Origin of the sequence: Kribbella italica (assembly GCF_014205135.1) — a bacterium.
Lineage (GTDB): Bacteria > Actinomycetota > Actinomycetes > Propionibacteriales > Kribbellaceae > Kribbella > Kribbella italica.
On record NZ_JACHMY010000001.1, the window covers coordinates 876,804 to 891,841 of the forward strand.

At 70.5% G+C, this 15,038-nt stretch carries 10 protein-coding genes; 7 read left to right on the plus strand and 3 right to left on the minus strand.

Going from position 1 to position 15,038, the window contains the following annotated elements; all coding sequences use genetic code 11:
- The first annotated feature begins 205 nt into the window (after positions 1-205).
- The 5 genes from HDA39_RS04205 to HDA39_RS04225 are packed head-to-tail and all read left to right on the plus strand — an operon-like array spanning position 206 to position 5,718.
- Entirely contained in the window at positions 206-1,681 is a 1,476-nt protein-coding gene (locus HDA39_RS04205; protein ID WP_337925615.1) for a sugar transferase, read from the plus strand.
- The gene (locus HDA39_RS04210; RefSeq protein WP_184793926.1) at positions 1,681-2,625 is read left to right on the plus strand and encodes a GDP-L-fucose synthase family protein; all 945 of its coding nucleotides are present in this window, start codon (positions 1,681-1,683) and stop codon (positions 2,623-2,625) included. Before HDA39_RS04205 ends, HDA39_RS04210 begins: the two co-directional genes overlap by 1 nt.
- Complete coding sequence (gene gmd / locus HDA39_RS04215; RefSeq protein ID WP_184793927.1) at positions 2,622-3,611, plus strand: GDP-mannose 4,6-dehydratase; 990 nt, start codon at positions 2,622-2,624, stop codon at positions 3,609-3,611. Before HDA39_RS04210 ends, gmd begins: the two co-directional genes overlap by 4 nt.
- Positions 3,608-4,411, plus strand: coding sequence for a WecB/TagA/CpsF family glycosyltransferase (locus HDA39_RS04220; protein WP_184793928.1), 804 nt, complete (start codon positions 3,608-3,610; stop codon positions 4,409-4,411). Before gmd ends, HDA39_RS04220 begins: the two co-directional genes overlap by 4 nt.
- A complete protein-coding gene (locus tag HDA39_RS04225) occupies positions 4,408-5,718 on the plus strand; it encodes an MATE family efflux transporter (RefSeq protein WP_184793929.1) in 1,311 nt (436 codons plus the stop codon). Before HDA39_RS04220 ends, HDA39_RS04225 begins: the two co-directional genes overlap by 4 nt.
- Before the next feature lie 7 nt (positions 5,719-5,725).
- Here HDA39_RS04225 and HDA39_RS04230 read toward each other — a convergent pair whose 3' ends face one another.
- Entirely contained in the window at positions 5,726-7,255 is a 1,530-nt protein-coding gene (locus HDA39_RS04230; protein ID WP_184793930.1) for a PQQ-binding-like beta-propeller repeat protein, read from the minus strand.
- Positions 7,256-7,383: 128 nt separating this feature from the next.
- A complete protein-coding gene (locus HDA39_RS04235) occupies positions 7,384-9,675 on the minus strand; it encodes a LamG-like jellyroll fold domain-containing protein (RefSeq protein ID WP_238355970.1) in 2,292 nt (763 codons plus the stop codon).
- Positions 9,676-9,738: 63 nt separating this feature from the next.
- On the opposite strand from HDA39_RS04235, the gene HDA39_RS04240 reads away from it, so the two are divergent.
- Together HDA39_RS04240 and HDA39_RS04245 are read left to right on the plus strand one after the other, a co-directional pair.
- Positions 9,739-11,367, plus strand: a complete 1,629-nt coding sequence (locus HDA39_RS04240; RefSeq protein WP_184793931.1) for a Wzz/FepE/Etk N-terminal domain-containing protein — start codon at positions 9,739-9,741, stop codon at positions 11,365-11,367.
- 7 nt (positions 11,368-11,374) lie between these two features.
- On the plus strand, positions 11,375-12,712 hold the full coding sequence (locus tag HDA39_RS04245) for a hypothetical protein (RefSeq protein WP_238355971.1): 1,338 nt from the start codon (positions 11,375-11,377) through the stop codon (positions 12,710-12,712).
- A 278-nt stretch (positions 12,713-12,990) separates the two neighbouring features.
- On the opposite strand, the gene HDA39_RS04250 is transcribed toward HDA39_RS04245, so the two are convergent.
- Positions 12,991-14,295, minus strand: a complete 1,305-nt coding sequence (locus HDA39_RS04250; RefSeq protein ID WP_337925616.1) for a right-handed parallel beta-helix repeat-containing protein — start codon at positions 14,293-14,295, stop codon at positions 12,991-12,993.
- Positions 14,296-15,038: the final 743 nt, after the last annotated feature.

Genomic DNA, 15,038 nt, shown 5'->3' on the forward strand with positions numbered 1-15,038 from the left:
GCCGACGGGCTGGTGAATTCTGGTGATGCGGGGGGCCGGAAGAAGTGGCGGGTGGGTGGGGTCGCCGAAAGGTGGCCGACAGTGGGGGCGACGCTGTGGTGGCGTGGCTTCCAGCAATTGACAGGGGCGCCGGGCAGACTACACACTGCCTCGGGCAGTGGCGTTGTGTGTCCGGACGATCGCAGCGTGAGACGAAGGGCTGGATGTGAGCGGAGTCAGTGGCGCCCACCGTCCTGTCTGGCTGGTCCCGCACGAGGTTCCGGCGATCGTGCCGCGCTCGTCCCGGGCCACCGAGCCCCGCTGGGTCGGTGTCTACCGCTGGGCCGCGGTCGGTGGCGACCTGCTGGCCGCGATGACCGGCATCTCGATCGCCCTGCTGACCCGCTTCGGATACCAGGTGGGCAGCGGATACCTGGTGCTCAGCAGCTTGATGCCGCTGGCCTGGGTCGCCGTGGTCGCTCTGTCCAAGGGGTACGACTCGCGCTACTTCGGCACCGGGCCGGACGAGTTCCGCTCGTTGCTGCGCTCGGGCGTAGGCCTCACGGCCGCGGTCGCGCTGGTCTCCTACGCGACGAGGACCGAGATCGCTCGCGGCTTCGTCGTCCTGGCCATCCCGGTGATCGTGACCGCTTCACTGGTCCTGCGGTACGCGCTGCGCAAGGATCTGCACCGGCACCGCGTCCGTGGCCGGTGCATGCACCGGGTCCTGGTGGTCGGTCACGCCGGTCCGGCAGCGACCTTGTGTGAACACCTGGAGAGCCGCCCGACCGACGGACTCAGGGTCGTCGCGACCTGCGGACCGCCCGGTGCCGGAGCCTCGGACGGGCCGCTGCAGCCGGACGAGCTGAACGGGACCGACATCGTCGCGGCCGTCGACCGGCACGCCGTCGAGGTGGTCGCTGTCGCGACCGATCCCGAACTGGCCGGGCAGTCCCTGCGCCGGCTCTCGTGGGCGCTGGAGCAGCGCGGCGTCGAGCTGATCGTCTCGCCGGGCATCATCGAGGTCGCCGGCCCGCGGATCTCGGTCCGCCCCGTGGCCGGACTGTCCCTGCTGCACCTGGAGCGGCCCTCGGTGAGCGGGGGACCGCACATGCTGAAGGCGATCTTCGACCGGACGCTCGCACTGGGCCTGCTGATCCTCCTGTCCCCGCTGATGATCGGCCTGGCCATCGCCGTCAAGGTCTCCAGCCCCGGCAGCGTGCTGTTTCGCCAGCGCCGGGTCGGCCGGGCGGGCGAAGAGTTCACGATGCTGAAGTTCCGCAGCATGTACTCCGACGCCGAGCAGCGTCTCGGCGACCTGTACGCGCTCAGCGACGGCAACGGCGTGATCTTCAAGATGCGCGACGACCCGCGGATGACGCCGCTCGGCCGGCAGATCCGGAGGTTCTCGCTCGACGAGCTGCCGCAGCTGATCAACGTCCTGCGCGGCGACATGTCGCTGGTCGGCCCGCGGCCTCCGCTGTCGGAGGAAGTCGCGCTGTACGCCGCGGACGACTCCCGGCGGATGCTGGTCAAGCCAGGGATCACCGGGCTGTGGCAGGTGAGCGGCCGCAGCGATCTGTCGTGGGACGAGTCGGTCCGGCTTGACCTGCGGTACGTCGACAACTGGTCGATGACGCTGGACCTGCTCATCCTCTGGAAGACTGTGCGCGCGGTGATCTACGGAGCGGGAGCCTACTGATGACGATCGACCCCCGGTCCCCGATCTATGTCGCGGGGCATCGTGGTCTGGTCGGATCGGCCGTCTGGCGACGGCTGGAGCAGGCCGGGTGCAGCCAGCTGATCGGCGCGACGTCGGCCGAGCTCGACCTGCGGGACCGGGCCGCCACGACGGCGTTCCTGGCCGAGCACCGCCCGGCCGTGGTGATCGACGCGGCCGCCCGGGTCGGCGGCATCCTGGCCAACCGCGACCACCCGACCGAGTTCCTCAGCGACAACCTGCGGATCCAGGTCAACCTGATGGACGCCGCGCTCGAGGTCCGGGTGCCGCGGCTGCTGTTCCTCGGCTCGTCGTGCATCTACCCGAAGTACGCCGAGCAGCCGATCCGCGAGTCGAGCCTGCTGACCGGTGAGCTGGAGCCCACCAACGACGCGTACGCGATCGCCAAGATCGCCGGCCTCCTGCAGGTCCAAGCGGTCCGAAGGCAATATGGGCTGAACTGGATCTCCGCGATGCCGACCAACCTGTACGGGCCGAACGACAACTTCGACCCGGTCAGCTCGCACGTGCTGCCCGCGCTGATCCGCCGCTTCCACGAGGCCAAGGTGAACGGCGACGACAAGGTGGTGCTGTGGGGGACCGGCACGCCGCGGCGCGAGTTCCTGCACGTGGACGACCTGGCCGACGCCTGCCTGTACCTGCTGAACCACTACGACGACCCGGCGCCGATCAACGTCGGCGTCGGCACCGACCTGACCATCCAGGAGCTGGCCGGGCTGGTCGCCCGCGTCGTCGGCTACACCGGTGCCATCGGCAACGATCCGACCAAGCCCGACGGGACGCCGCGCAAGCTGCTCGACGTCAGCCGGCTGCGCGACCTCGGCTGGGCGCCGGCCGTCGACCTCGAGCCCGGCCTCGCGCAGACCTACGCCTGGTACCTCGACCACCTGGGAGCTGACCGATGAAGAAGGCCCTGATCACCGGGATCACCGGTCAGGACGGCTCGTACCTCGCCGAGCTGCTGCTGGCCAAGGGATACCAGGTGCACGGGCTGATCCGTCGGGCCAGCACGTTCAACACCCACCGGATCAACCACCTGTACGCCGATCCGCACGAGGACGACAAGCGGCTGTTCCTGCACTACGCCGACCTGACCGACGGGTCGCGGCTCGTCACGCTGCTGGCCTCGATCCAGCCCGACGAGGTCTACCACCTGGCCGCGCAGAGCCACGTCCGGGTGAGCTTCGACGAGCCGGAGTACACCGGTGACACCACCGGGATGGGCACCACCCGGCTGCTCGAGGCGATCCGGATGATCGGGCTGGACTGCCGGTTCTACCAGGCCAGCTCGTCGGAGATGTTCGGCGCGACGCCGCCGCCGCAGAACGAGCAGACCCCGTTCTACCCGCGGTCGCCGTACGGCGCGGCCAAGGTCTACAGCTACTGGATGACCCGGAACTACCGCGAGGCGTACGACATGTTCGCCGTCAACGGGATCCTGTTCAACCACGAGAGCCCACGCCGCGGCGAGACGTTCGTGACGCGCAAGATCACCCGCGCGGTGGCGCGGATCAAGCTGGGCCTGGAGAAACGCCTCTACCTGGGCAACCTGGAGGCGTGCCGCGACTGGGGCTACGCGCCGGAGTACGTCGAGGGCATGTGGCGGATGCTGCAGCACCACGAGCCGAGCGACTACGTGGTCGCCACCGGCACGTCGTACTCGGTGCGGGACTTCGTCCAGCTGTCCTTCCAGCACGCGGGGCTGGACTGGGAGGCGCACGTCGACTACGACCAGCGCTACGAGCGGCCGACCGAGGTGGACTCGCTGATCGGCGACGCCTCCAAGGCGCAGACCGAGCTGAGCTGGAAAGCGCAGGTGCACGTGCCCGAGCTGGTCCGCATCATGGTGGACGCCGACCTGGCCGCCCTCACCGAGCAGGCGGACGCATGACAGTCGGGGAGACCGGCGCCTGGACCAGCACCGGGGACGGGACCGGGTGGGATCAGCGGGTCGACGTCCTGGGGATCCATGTCAGCGTGACGGATCTGGATGACACGGTCGAGACGTTCGGCAAGTGGATCGGTGACCAGCAGCGGCAGTTGGTCTGTGTGGCCGACATGAACGCGCTGCTGCACGCGCGGGCCGACGCGGAGCTCACGCGCGTGTACAACTCGTCGGGGCTGACGCTTCCGGACGGGATGCCGCTGGTGTGGTCGGGCAAGCGGGCCGGGTTCGACCGGATGGCCCGGGTCTGTGGGCCGGACCTGCTGGAGCGGGTGATGGCGGAGGCGGCCGAGCGCGGCTGGTCGCAGTACTTCTACGGCGGCGCCGACGGCGTACCGGAGCAGTTGCGGGACACCTTCGTCCAGCGGCACCCGCGGCTGAAGGTGGCGGGTGCCTACTCCCCGCCGTACCGGGCGCTCTCGGCCGAGGAGGACGCGGAGGTCGTCGACCGGCTCAACGCGGCCCAGCCGGACATCATCTGGGTCGGGCTGGGTGCGCCGAAGCAGGAGCGCTGGATGGCCGAGCACCGCGACCGGTTGGACGCGGCGATCCTGATCGGCGTCGGTGCGGCGTTCGACTTCCACACCGGGCGGCTGGACCGCGCGCCGTCCTGGATGCAGAAGTCCGGGCTGGAGTGGAGCTACCGGCTGTACAAGGAGCCGCGCCGGCTGTGGCGGCGGTACGTGCTGGGCATTCCGCGGTTCGTCGTGGGCGTGCTGCGGCAGCCTCCGAAGCCGGTTTCTTGAAACTTCCCCAGCTCAGCAAGCTGGCCGGGCCCGCGGGCCGGGCCGGGTGGGGACTGGCCGACCAAGGACTGTCCAGCCTCAGCAACCTGGCCGTCGGCGTACTCGTCGCCCGCAGCAGCAGCGTGGCCGACTTCGGGGTCTACGCGCTCGCCTTCGGCGGCTACACGATCGCGCTGAACGTCTCGCGCGCGGTCGCGACCGAGCCGCTGGCGGTCCGGCACTCCGGTGACCGCACGCCGTCGTGGGAGAAGGCGGTGCGCTCCGGTACGGCGACCGCCCTGCTCGCCGGGCTGGCCGCGATGGTCGTCGGGCTGATCATCGCGGCGTTGCCCGGCGTACCGGCGCACGGCGTACTGATCGCTTTTGCGGTGACGATGCCGGGGCTGCTGCTGCAGGACGCCTGGCGGTGGGCCTTCTTCGTCGTCGGCGACAGCCGGCGGGCGTTCCTCAACGACCTGGTGTGGCTGGTCGCGATGGGCGTGCTGTTCGGCGGGCTCTACCTGACCGGCTCGGCGACGGCGTTCTCGCTGACACTGTGCTGGGGGCTCGGCGCGGTGATCGCCGCGGTGTTCGGCCGGTTCCAGACCGGTCTGCTGCCGCGTTTCCGGCTGGTCAAGCACTGGCTGAAGGAGAACCGGGACCTCACTCCCAAGTACGTCGGGGAGATGCTCGCGGTCAGCGGGACGATCCAGGTCTACATGCTCGGCATCACCGCGGCCGCGAGCATCGCCGCGGTCTCGGGCATCCGTGGCGCCCAGGTGCTGCTCGGGCCGGTGAACGTGCTCAACCAGGGGATCCGCGCGGTCGCCGTACCGGAGGCTGCCCGGGCGTTGAAGCACTCGCACCGCCGCCTCTGGCGAGTAGGCCTGGTCATCTCCTTCGGGGTAGGCGCGGGCGCACTCGCCTGGGGAGCCGTCTTCCTGCTCCTCCCGGAATCCATCGGCCGGGCCCTGCTGGGCCCCGGCGTCTGGGCCGAGGCCAGCGCGGTCATGGTCCCGGTGATCCTCCTGCAGGCCCTGGGCGCCTCCAACGCCGGCGCCTTCGCAATCATGCGCGCCCTGGCCGCCGCCGGCCGGGGCCTCCGCGTCCGCTTGATCTCCTCGGTCGTCCTCATCACCGCAGGCGTCACCGGAGCCGCCCTGGGCGACGCCCAGGGCGCCGCCTGGGGCCTGGCCTCCGCAGCCTTCTGCACGCTGCTCCTGTGGTGGCACGAGGCCCACAGAGCCCTGAAAGCCCACCGGGAAGCAGCCCACAACGCAGAACGTGGTGGGCCCGCCGAAGCGGATCCCACCACGTCCCTGCTCTAAACGCCGGCTACCTCACCGTGACGGTCACCGAGGTGGCGGACTTGACGACGTTGCGGCCGTCGAGGACCTCGACGCGGTAGTTGACCTTCTGGCCGGTCTTCACCCCGGTGTCGGTGTGGGTGACGAGTTGCGCGGCCTGCCACTTGTAGGTGTTGCGGTTCCACGTGCCGACCAGCCGGGTGCCCTGGTAGAGCTTGTAGGTCATCGTGATGTTGTCCGGGTCGACGACGGTCTTGAAGGACAGGCCGACCTTGTTCTTGACCGGGCTGTTCGCCGCGGGGGCGGGCGGGGCCGGTGCCTTCGCGCCGCCGATCGCGTTGGTGAAGCGGGTGATGCCCTGCTGGCCGACCCCGTTCACCTTCAGGAAGTCACCGCCGACCCACAGGTCGGTGCCGGTGGCGGCCATTGCCAGCGGGCCGACCTTGGTCGAGCTGGCCGGATCGGCGTCGGTGTTGGGGAACCAGGGGCCGAGCTTGCCGGTCACCCCGGAGTGCGCGAGCAGGTAGTGCGTGCCCGAGCCGTCCTTGAAGTACGACGGGTCGTCCGGGCTGCAGTTGTGCGCGTGCGAGCCCTTGTAGAGCCAGTTGCCGATCGCCTTGACCGCCTCGGTCGCACCGAGGCACTTGCTCTGCCACAGCAGCTTGCCGGTGGCCACGTCCGCGGCCAGGATCCCGTCGTAGCAGCCGGCGCCGTCACCGCCGTTGGCGACGAACACCTTCGAGCCGTAGGTGTCGATGTCCTTCACCCGGGTGACGCACTTGCTGGTGGGTTCGGGGATCCACGCCTCGGCCGGCATCGCGATCGGGTCGCCGGTGCTGTTGTTCAGCGAGACCAGCGTGTTGTGGTGCTGCCTGTGCACGGTACGGAACGGTCCGCCGGCGTACACCTTGGTGCCGTTGTCGGCGACGTCGATCGCGTACACGTCGCCGTCGGCGTCCGGGTTCCACGGCATCAGCGCGCCACTGTTCAGCGCGAGCGCGGCCAGCCGGTTGCGGGGTACGCCGGAGACCCGGCCGAAGGATCCACCGATGAACACGCTGTTGCCGTAGATCGCGACCGCCTTCACGCGGTAGTTGACCGACGGCCGGAAGCTGGTCAGCGCGCCGGACGCGGCGTTGAACATCGCGATCCGGTTGCGCGGCTGCCCGTTGACCGTGGTGAAGTCCCCACCGACCACGACCCACTTCTGGTCCAGCGAGACCGCGATGCTGTAGACGGCGCCGTTCAGCACCGGCTTGAAGCTCGAGGCGTTGCCGCTGGTGCGGCTGAACGAGGCCAGGTACGTGCGGACCGCCTCGCCCTGCCCAACCGCCTTCCCCGGCGGCCGGACCCTGGTGAACAGCCCCCCCACGAACACGTTGTTGCCCGCGATGGCGACCGCGTTCACCGGCTTGTTGGTCTGCCAGGTGCTCTGTCGCAGCGCGGAGACGGCCGTGCCGAAGCCCGGCGCGGCGGCCACCACCGGTGGACCGGCCGGGATCAGCGCCGCGGCCAGCACGGCCGCGGCGGTGACTAGTACCAGAACTAACTTCTTCATCGATGTCCTCAGAAAGCGGGCGGGCCTGTCTGTTGCAGCACGCGAAATCTAGCGCTGGTGGGAAGCAGCACGGAAGCCGACCTCCCACCAGCGTTATGACGTTGTGCTATAACAGGCCGACCGTCCGCTCAGCGTGCGTTGAAATGCGCCTGGACCCGCGCGGCGTCGAGCGCGTACGGGTACACCGCCGCCTCGTCGATCGCCAGGCCGGTCTGGGTCGCGCCGCCGCCGGTCCAGTTGGCGGTGTTGTCGTAGCCGACCCGCCACCAACCGTAGTACAGGGCGGCCGTCCCGATCGTCTGGCTGCCCGCCAACACGCCGTCGACGTACAGCCGCATGGCGCCGCCGTCGTAGGTGCCGACGACGTGGTGCCACTGGTTGTTGTTCTGGTTCGACGCGCTGGTGAGCGTCCGGCGGGTGCCGTCGTTCACGCCGAAGACGATCGCGCCGTTGCTGCGCATGTAGAGCATCCGGTCGCCGCCGTCGATGCTGTTGCCGGTCCGGGAGCTCCCGAAGCCGACGATCCGGCCGCCGCGCGTGACGCTTTGCTTCACCCAGGCCTCGACGGTGAACTTCTGCGGCATGCTGAAGGCCTTCTCACCGACCATCCGGCCGCTGGCGTTGGTCGTCGCCGCGGTGTTGCCGGCGATCGCCCCGGCGCTGCCGAGCGTGATGCCGCTGAACGTGCCGTTGTTGCTCTGACCGGACGAGTCCACCGACGTGGTGGTGCCCGCGGCCTCACCGAGCCGCCAGTACGCCTGCGGGCCGTCGGCCCCGATCAGCTGCTCGTACGCCGTGGACGCCGTGCTCGCGACCGTGATCGGGTCGGAGTAGTTGCCGCGCAGCGTCGTCGTACCGTCGGTCACCTCGACCCGGTAGTTGGTCACCTCGCCCGGCGTGACCGCGGTGTCGGTGTAGTGCAGCCACGGCTTGTCCCACGGCGTCGACGTGGCGGTCCAGGTCGCGATCGTGGTGTTGCTGAAGCCCTTCAGCAGCCGGTACGTCAGCGTGCTGTCGTCGTTGTCGACCACGGTCGGGAAGTGGAGCTGCACCTGACCGGGCTGCACGCTGTACGGCGTGAGCTTGGCCGGCTTCGCCGGAGCCGACCCCGGGCCCGCGTTGGTGAACCGGGTCAGGCCCTGCTGGCCGACCCCGTTGCTGGTGGTGAAGTCGCCGCCGACCCACAGGTCCGAACCGCCGGTCGCGAACGCCAGCGGGCCGACCTCGGTGGGCGGACCGGCGTTGGTGTTGGGGAACCAGGGACCGAGCTTGCCGTCGCTGAGCGACTCGGTCAGCAGGAACCGGTAGCCGAAGCCCTGCGGGAAGCCGCCGGCGCCCTGGTTGGCGCAGTCGTGCGCGTGCGAACCCTTGTAGAGCCAGCCGTTGACGACCTTGACCGCCTCGGTGGCGCCCAGGCACTGGTTCTTCCAGACCAGCGCGCCGGTCGGGACGTCCGCGGCCCAGGTGCCGTCGAAGCAGCCGCCGCCGTCACCGCCGTTGCCGAAGTAGACCTTGTCGCCGCCGGCGTCGATCGCCTTCACCCGCGTGGTGCAGGAGCCGTTCGGCGGCGGGACCGCGGACGCGGCCGGGAAGGGCAGCACCGCGCCGGTGACCGGGTCCAGGCTCGAGACCGTGTTCTGGCTGGTGCCGTTGACGGTGCTGAACTGGCCACCGGCGTACACCTTCGAGCCGTCGTCGGCCGCGTCCACGGCGTACACGTCGCCGTTCACCGCGGGCGCCCAGGGCAGCAAGGTGCCGAGGTCGGTGCTGACCGCGGCGAGCCGGAGCCGCTCGATGTTGTTGACCAGGCCGAACGAGCCGCCGAAGTACACGGCGTTGCCCGAGACCGCGATCGTCTTGACCCGGTACGAGACCGAGGGCTTCCAGTTGGTCACCAGCGCGCCGGTGGCGGTGTCGAAGGCGGCGATCCGGTTGCGGGTGATGCCGTTGACCTTGGTGAAGTCACCGCCCACGTAGATCCGGGAGCCGTCGGCCGACGCCGCGACGGCGTACACCTGGCCGTTCAGGACCGGGTTGAAGGCGGTGACCAGGGCGCCGGTGGTCGCGTCGAAGGCGGCCAGGTAGGCCTGCCCGACCTCGTTGGTGCCCAGCGGTGAGCCCGGCGGGCGGACGCTGGTGAACCGGCCCCCGGCGTACGCCTTGCCGCCGGCGACGACCAGGCCCTGGACGCTGGCGTTGGTCTGCCAGACCGGACTGTGCTCGGCGGACAGTGACGCGCTGATGCTCTGGGCCGGTGTCGGTGTGAGTACTGCCCCCAGCAGTACCCCGGCAACCCCCAGGCGCGCGAACAGCCATCTCTTCTTCATCGTGCGGTGTCCCCCCTTGGACAGGTACGCCGTACCACGACGGCGCTGTGTGAAGTGCTGGTCCTCGGACCCCCGCAGACGAGAGTAGGGCATCCGGGGCACTCGAGGTGAACTCCCGGTATCCTGTCCTGCGCACGCAAAGAAGTGGGGGACCGGATGGAACCGGGAACAGTGGTCTGGCGCGACACCGCCCAGGCCCTGCTACGGCACAAGTGGCTGATCGTCGGTTGCATCCTGCTGGGCATTGTCGGCGCGTCCTTCTACTCCCTGTCCCAGACCGAGCGCTGGACGGCGTCCAGCCAGATCGTGGTCGGCCCGGCCGTCCCGCCCGCCCTGGTCGGGAAGCTGCCCAGCGGCACCGACAAGACCGGCCCGCTCGGTATGGATCTGCCGGCCGAGACCCAGGCTCGGGTGATCGCGAGCCCGGCGCTGCTGCGCGAGGTGGCCAAGTCCCTCGACCTGCCGACCGACGACGACGCGGTGCAGTCGCTGGCCACGGTGACCCGGGTCAAGGCCGTCACCGACAACGCGTACCTGATCACCACCGACGGCCCGACCTCCGAAGAGGCCGTACGCCGGGCGAACGCGATCGCCCGGGTCTACCTGGCCCAGCGCACGACCGAGGCGAAGGCGCTGCTGACCACGCTGGCCGGCCAGGCGCAGGACCGGTCGAAGACCGCGACCGCGCAGTCGCGCAGCCTGGTCGCCCAGATCTCCGAGGCCCTCGCCCGGAACGACTCGCAGACCGCCGCCGCACTGCGCGACCAGCGGGTCGGTCTGGCCACCGAGGCCCGTCAGGCCGCCGACGAGGCGGCCGCGATGCGCAAGGCGCTGTCCGGCGTCGGCTCCGGCAGCCAACTGGTCACCCCGGCCACCAAGGACACCGCGATGTCGTCGCCGAAGGTGCTGCGTGACATCACCGTCGGAGCCATCCTCGGTCTGGTGCTCGGCTTCGGCCTCGCCCTGCTCAGCACCCACCTCAGCCCGTTCGTTCTGACCCGCGACCAGGCGGCCAACGCGGCCAGCTCCCCGGTCATCACGGCCTCGGTCGGCCGGCGACGGTTCTGGTCCCGTGCGGCGCCGCAGTTGCCGCCCTCTGAGCTGACGGCGCTCGGCGCCGAGGCCAGCGGCGCGCTCGCCCGCCGGGAGATCAACCCGCACGGCGCCGGCACGAGCGGCGCCGCGGCGCTGCTGGTGGTCTCCGCCTCACCCACGCCGAACTCGGCCGGCATCGCGCTGGCGATGGCCGAGGCCGGCGCGCGGGACGGCCGGGAGACGCTGCTGGTGATGGCCGACCTGACCGGTGCGCCGGTGCTGTCCCACGTCACCGACCACGAAGGCCTGACCGACCTGGTGAGCGAGCCTGCTCCGACCCGTGCGGTCCGGGCGCGCAAGCTGTTCCGGCCGGGCACGGTCGCCGACCTGTACGTGCTGCCGCCGGGACTGGCCAAGGATGAGACCGCCCTGGCTGTCGGCCCGTCGCTGGTGCCGGGCATCGTGGCCGACCTGCCGCCGGGGTACTCGGTTGTCATCCACGGCCCGGCCTCGGTCGGTCGGCACGGCATCACCCCGCTGGCGGCCGCGGTGGACGCGTCGGTGCTCGTCGTACAGGTCGGGCACGACAAGGACACCGACGTCAGCCGGCTGACCTCGGCGCTGGCGTTCGCCGGCGCGCCCGTGCTGGGCGTCGTACTGGTCGGTGCGTCGCCGCATGACGAGACGCTGGGCATCCCGCTGAACTACAAGCCCGCCGACCGCAGTACGTCCGCGCTGCCGATCCGCTGACCGGCTCATGACCTTGACGGCGCCGCCTGTGCCGGGGACCAGCTCGGAGCAGAGCAGCAAGGCTCCGGTCCTGTGGCTGATCCTCTGGTGCCTGCTGGTGCTCGGCGTACAGCCGTGGTCGTCGCGGGCGGCCTCGCCGCAGGGCACGACCGGATCGACCAACAGCCTGATGAAGGGTGTCCTGCTCGGCGCGATCTTCCTGATCGTGCTCGCGGCGACCAAGCCCGGCTTCCGGACCCGGATCAGCCCGGCCACCAACCTGTACGTCGTGTACGTCCTGTTCGCGACGGCCACGGTCTTCCTGCTGGCCGACCCCGTCGGGCCGCTGCTGCGGCTGGCCCGGCTGCTGATCGGGCTCGTGCTGTTCCTGATGCTGTGGCGGCCGCTGATCCAGACGCCGGAGCGGCTGATCCGGGCCCATCTGTGGGCGCACCTGCTGCTGGCCGGGACGATCGTGCTGAGCGTCATCTACGTGCCGGAGCAGGCCTGGCGGCCGCTCAGCTCGTTCGGTACCGGCTACCGCCTCCAGGGCGTCATCATCCCGATGCTGCCGCCGCGGGTCGGCGAGGTCGGAGCCCTGCTGCTCGGCCTAGCGGTGATCGCGCTGGTCGCCCGCAAGCTGGCGGTCCTGCCGGCCGGCGCGATGATCGCGATGGGCATGGTGCTGGTGGCTCTCAGCCGCACCCGGACCGCGGCGGCCGCGATCGCCTTCGGCCTCTTCCTGGCCCTGCTGCTGACCCGCAAGACCTGGTTCGGGCGGATCGCCGCTTTGGCCGGGCCCGGCATCGTCGGGCTCGCGTTCTTGCTGATCCCAACGCTGCACACCTGGCTGCTCCGCGGCCAGGGCACTCAGCAGATCAGCTCGCTCAGCGGCCGCACCACGAGCTGGCAGTACGTCCTGGACGAGGAGGTCTCCCTCCAGACCGCCATCATCGGCCACGGCCTCGGCAACAAGCGCGTACTGCTGCGCCGCGGCGAGGGCGACATCGACGTGATGGCCATCGACAACAGCTGGCTGGGCCTCTACTGGGAGACCGGTCTGCTGGCGGTCGTCATCGTCGGCATCGCGATGATCGTCGCCTGGATCTCGGTCCTGCGCGCCCCCACGCCGTACGTCAAAGCCTGCGGCGCCCTGCTCCTCGGCTACGTCTCGGTCGCCTCCCTGAACGAGAGCGGCCTCTCCGACCTCAGCTCGATGACCCTCCACCTGCTGGTCGCCGCCGCGGTCTGCGACTCCGACCGACTACGCCAGCGGTCCAGAGCCGCCGCCCACGACAAACAGTCGGACCCACTGCCACTGCTGCTCCCGAACAAACCCCAGCAGTCCAAGCCACCTGTGCGCTAGGCAGCCCGCCCGCCACCTGTGCGCTAGGCAGCACGCCCGCCATCTGTGCGCTAGGCAGCACGCCCGCCATCTGTGCGCTAGGCAGCCCGCCCGCCATCTGTGCGCTAGGCAGCCCGCCCGCCACCTGTGCGCTAGGCAGCCCGCCCGCCACCTGTGCGCTAGGCAGCCCGCCCGCCACCTGTGCGCTAGGCAGCACTCCCGCCACCTTGGCAACACTTCTCTTTTCGGCCGCCGCGGCCTTGGCCACCGACTACCTGACCGGCCGCATGGCCGCCACCTCAGCTACTGCGGCTGTCCTGGTCGAACCCGGCCGCCTGCCACTGCTGCCAAGTCATCGGCGCACCCTTGTACGCAAACCGCTCGGCAGCCCGGTCACCGATCCGGTAGCTGTTGCGCCGGAACTGCACCGACTCCGGCGCGGGGGAGTCCTTGTTCTCGACGACCCCGGTGCTGGCGGTCGCCCCATCCATCACCACCTGGTTCCCCTCGACCAGCACATCCCGCAGCACGTACCGCCCCCGCGGCCCCTCGCCCCGCGTCCGCGACTGGATCGAGATCCCGTTGCGATTGGCGCGCACCAGATTGCCCACCACCTTCACGTCGGCGGACGTGTTCACGTTGATCCCCCCGCCGTCCCACAGACTCGGCCCCGACCCGCGCCCGGTCCCGAACCCGTTGCTCTCGACAACGTTCCCCTCGATCACGCCGTTGTAGCTGATCTCGTACCGGATCCCGTCCGCGGCGTTGTCGCGGATCCGGTTCGCGCTGATCCGCCGGTCGTACTCGGCGATGTCGCTCCACATCCCGATCCCGCGGTTGGCGACGATGTCGTTGCCCGACACCTCACCCGACGACCGCGTCGCCTTGATCCCGCCGGACTCCCAGTCCGCGATCCAGAACCCGTCGGTGTTGTTGCGCGTGATCAGGTTCTCGACGATCCGCCCCTCGGCCGACCGGAACTGCCCGATCCCGAGCTGCCCGTTGTCGGCCACGGTGTTCCGCCGTACGACGGCCCGGTCGCCCTCGATCACCATGATCCCGACCGCGTGGTTCCAGCGCACGTCGTTCGCCTCCACCGTCCAGTCGGTACCGACCTGAACCGCCCCACCCTGCGGCCGGCTCGCGAAGTGCTCGACGGTCAGCCCACGCACCGTCACCTTCGCCGCGGACTTCTCGATCGCCGTCTCGGTCCGCGCCATCTCGACCTGGTGCCCGCCCGGATCGTCAGCGACGTACACAGCGTTGGCCGTGTAATCGCCGTAGAACGTCCCACCCTTCAGCGCCGCAAGACTCATCACCCGCGTCAGATGCTTGCCATCAACGAACACCTGCTCACCCCGCTGGCACGGATTGGTCCGCTCGTCCTCGCACTTCCCCTTCAGCTTGTACGCCGCCGGCAGCGCGCCACGGACCACCCAGTACTGCCCCTCGCGCTGCCAGGTGTTCAACGTGACCGAACCGCTCAGCACCGCGCCCTGATCACTGGCCAGCGTGGACCCCTCAGTCGGCCGGATCGGCCGAGTGATCCGATGCAGCCCTTTGCTGAAACAGAACGTCGACCCCGCCGGGTTCTGATCAATCACCCGCTGCGGATCCTGCCCCGGCGCAATCCCGACGCCATCGCAAGCACCCGCCGTACCGGGCCCTGTCGCCCCCAGCTCAGCAGTAGCCGCCGCCGGAAGCCCCGGCGCCTCCGCGGCGGGCTCGGCCTCAGGCGCCGTATCGGTGCACCCGCCCAGCAGTACCAACGCCAGCACAATCCCGGCAGCGCGTTTCATCCATCCCCCAACACCCCAGCAGCAAGTCGCCCAACTGTAGTGCCCCACCCGCTGTAGTACCGCCCACCCTGCCCGCGCACCTGCCACCCGCATCCATACCCCGCGCCCACACCTCGCACCTGCCACCAGCACCCCCGCCCCTACACCCCCTGCCCGCCGGTCGCACGTGCTCCGAGCCCATACCCCGCTGGCCGCCCACACCCCGCGCCCGCATCTGCCCGCCGGTCGCCCGCGCCCCGCGCCCGCACCCGCCTGCTGCCACGCTCCGTGCCTCTACACCGCCCCTGCTCGCCCGCCGCCCGGACCCCGAACCCACACCCGCACCTGCCCACACCCGTCCGCCTGCACCCGTCCCTGCCCGAATTCGCCCCTGCCCGCAGCCGCCCGCCGGATTGCCCGCACCCCGAGCCGCATCCGCCCTGGCCGCCCACCGCGTCCGCCCCTGCCCGCACCTCGCCTCTGCCCGCCGGTACTCAGCGCGCCCCCACCCGCAGGCACGCCGCGCCCCGCGCATGCGCCTGCCCCTGCCCGCTGGCCGCGCCCCCACC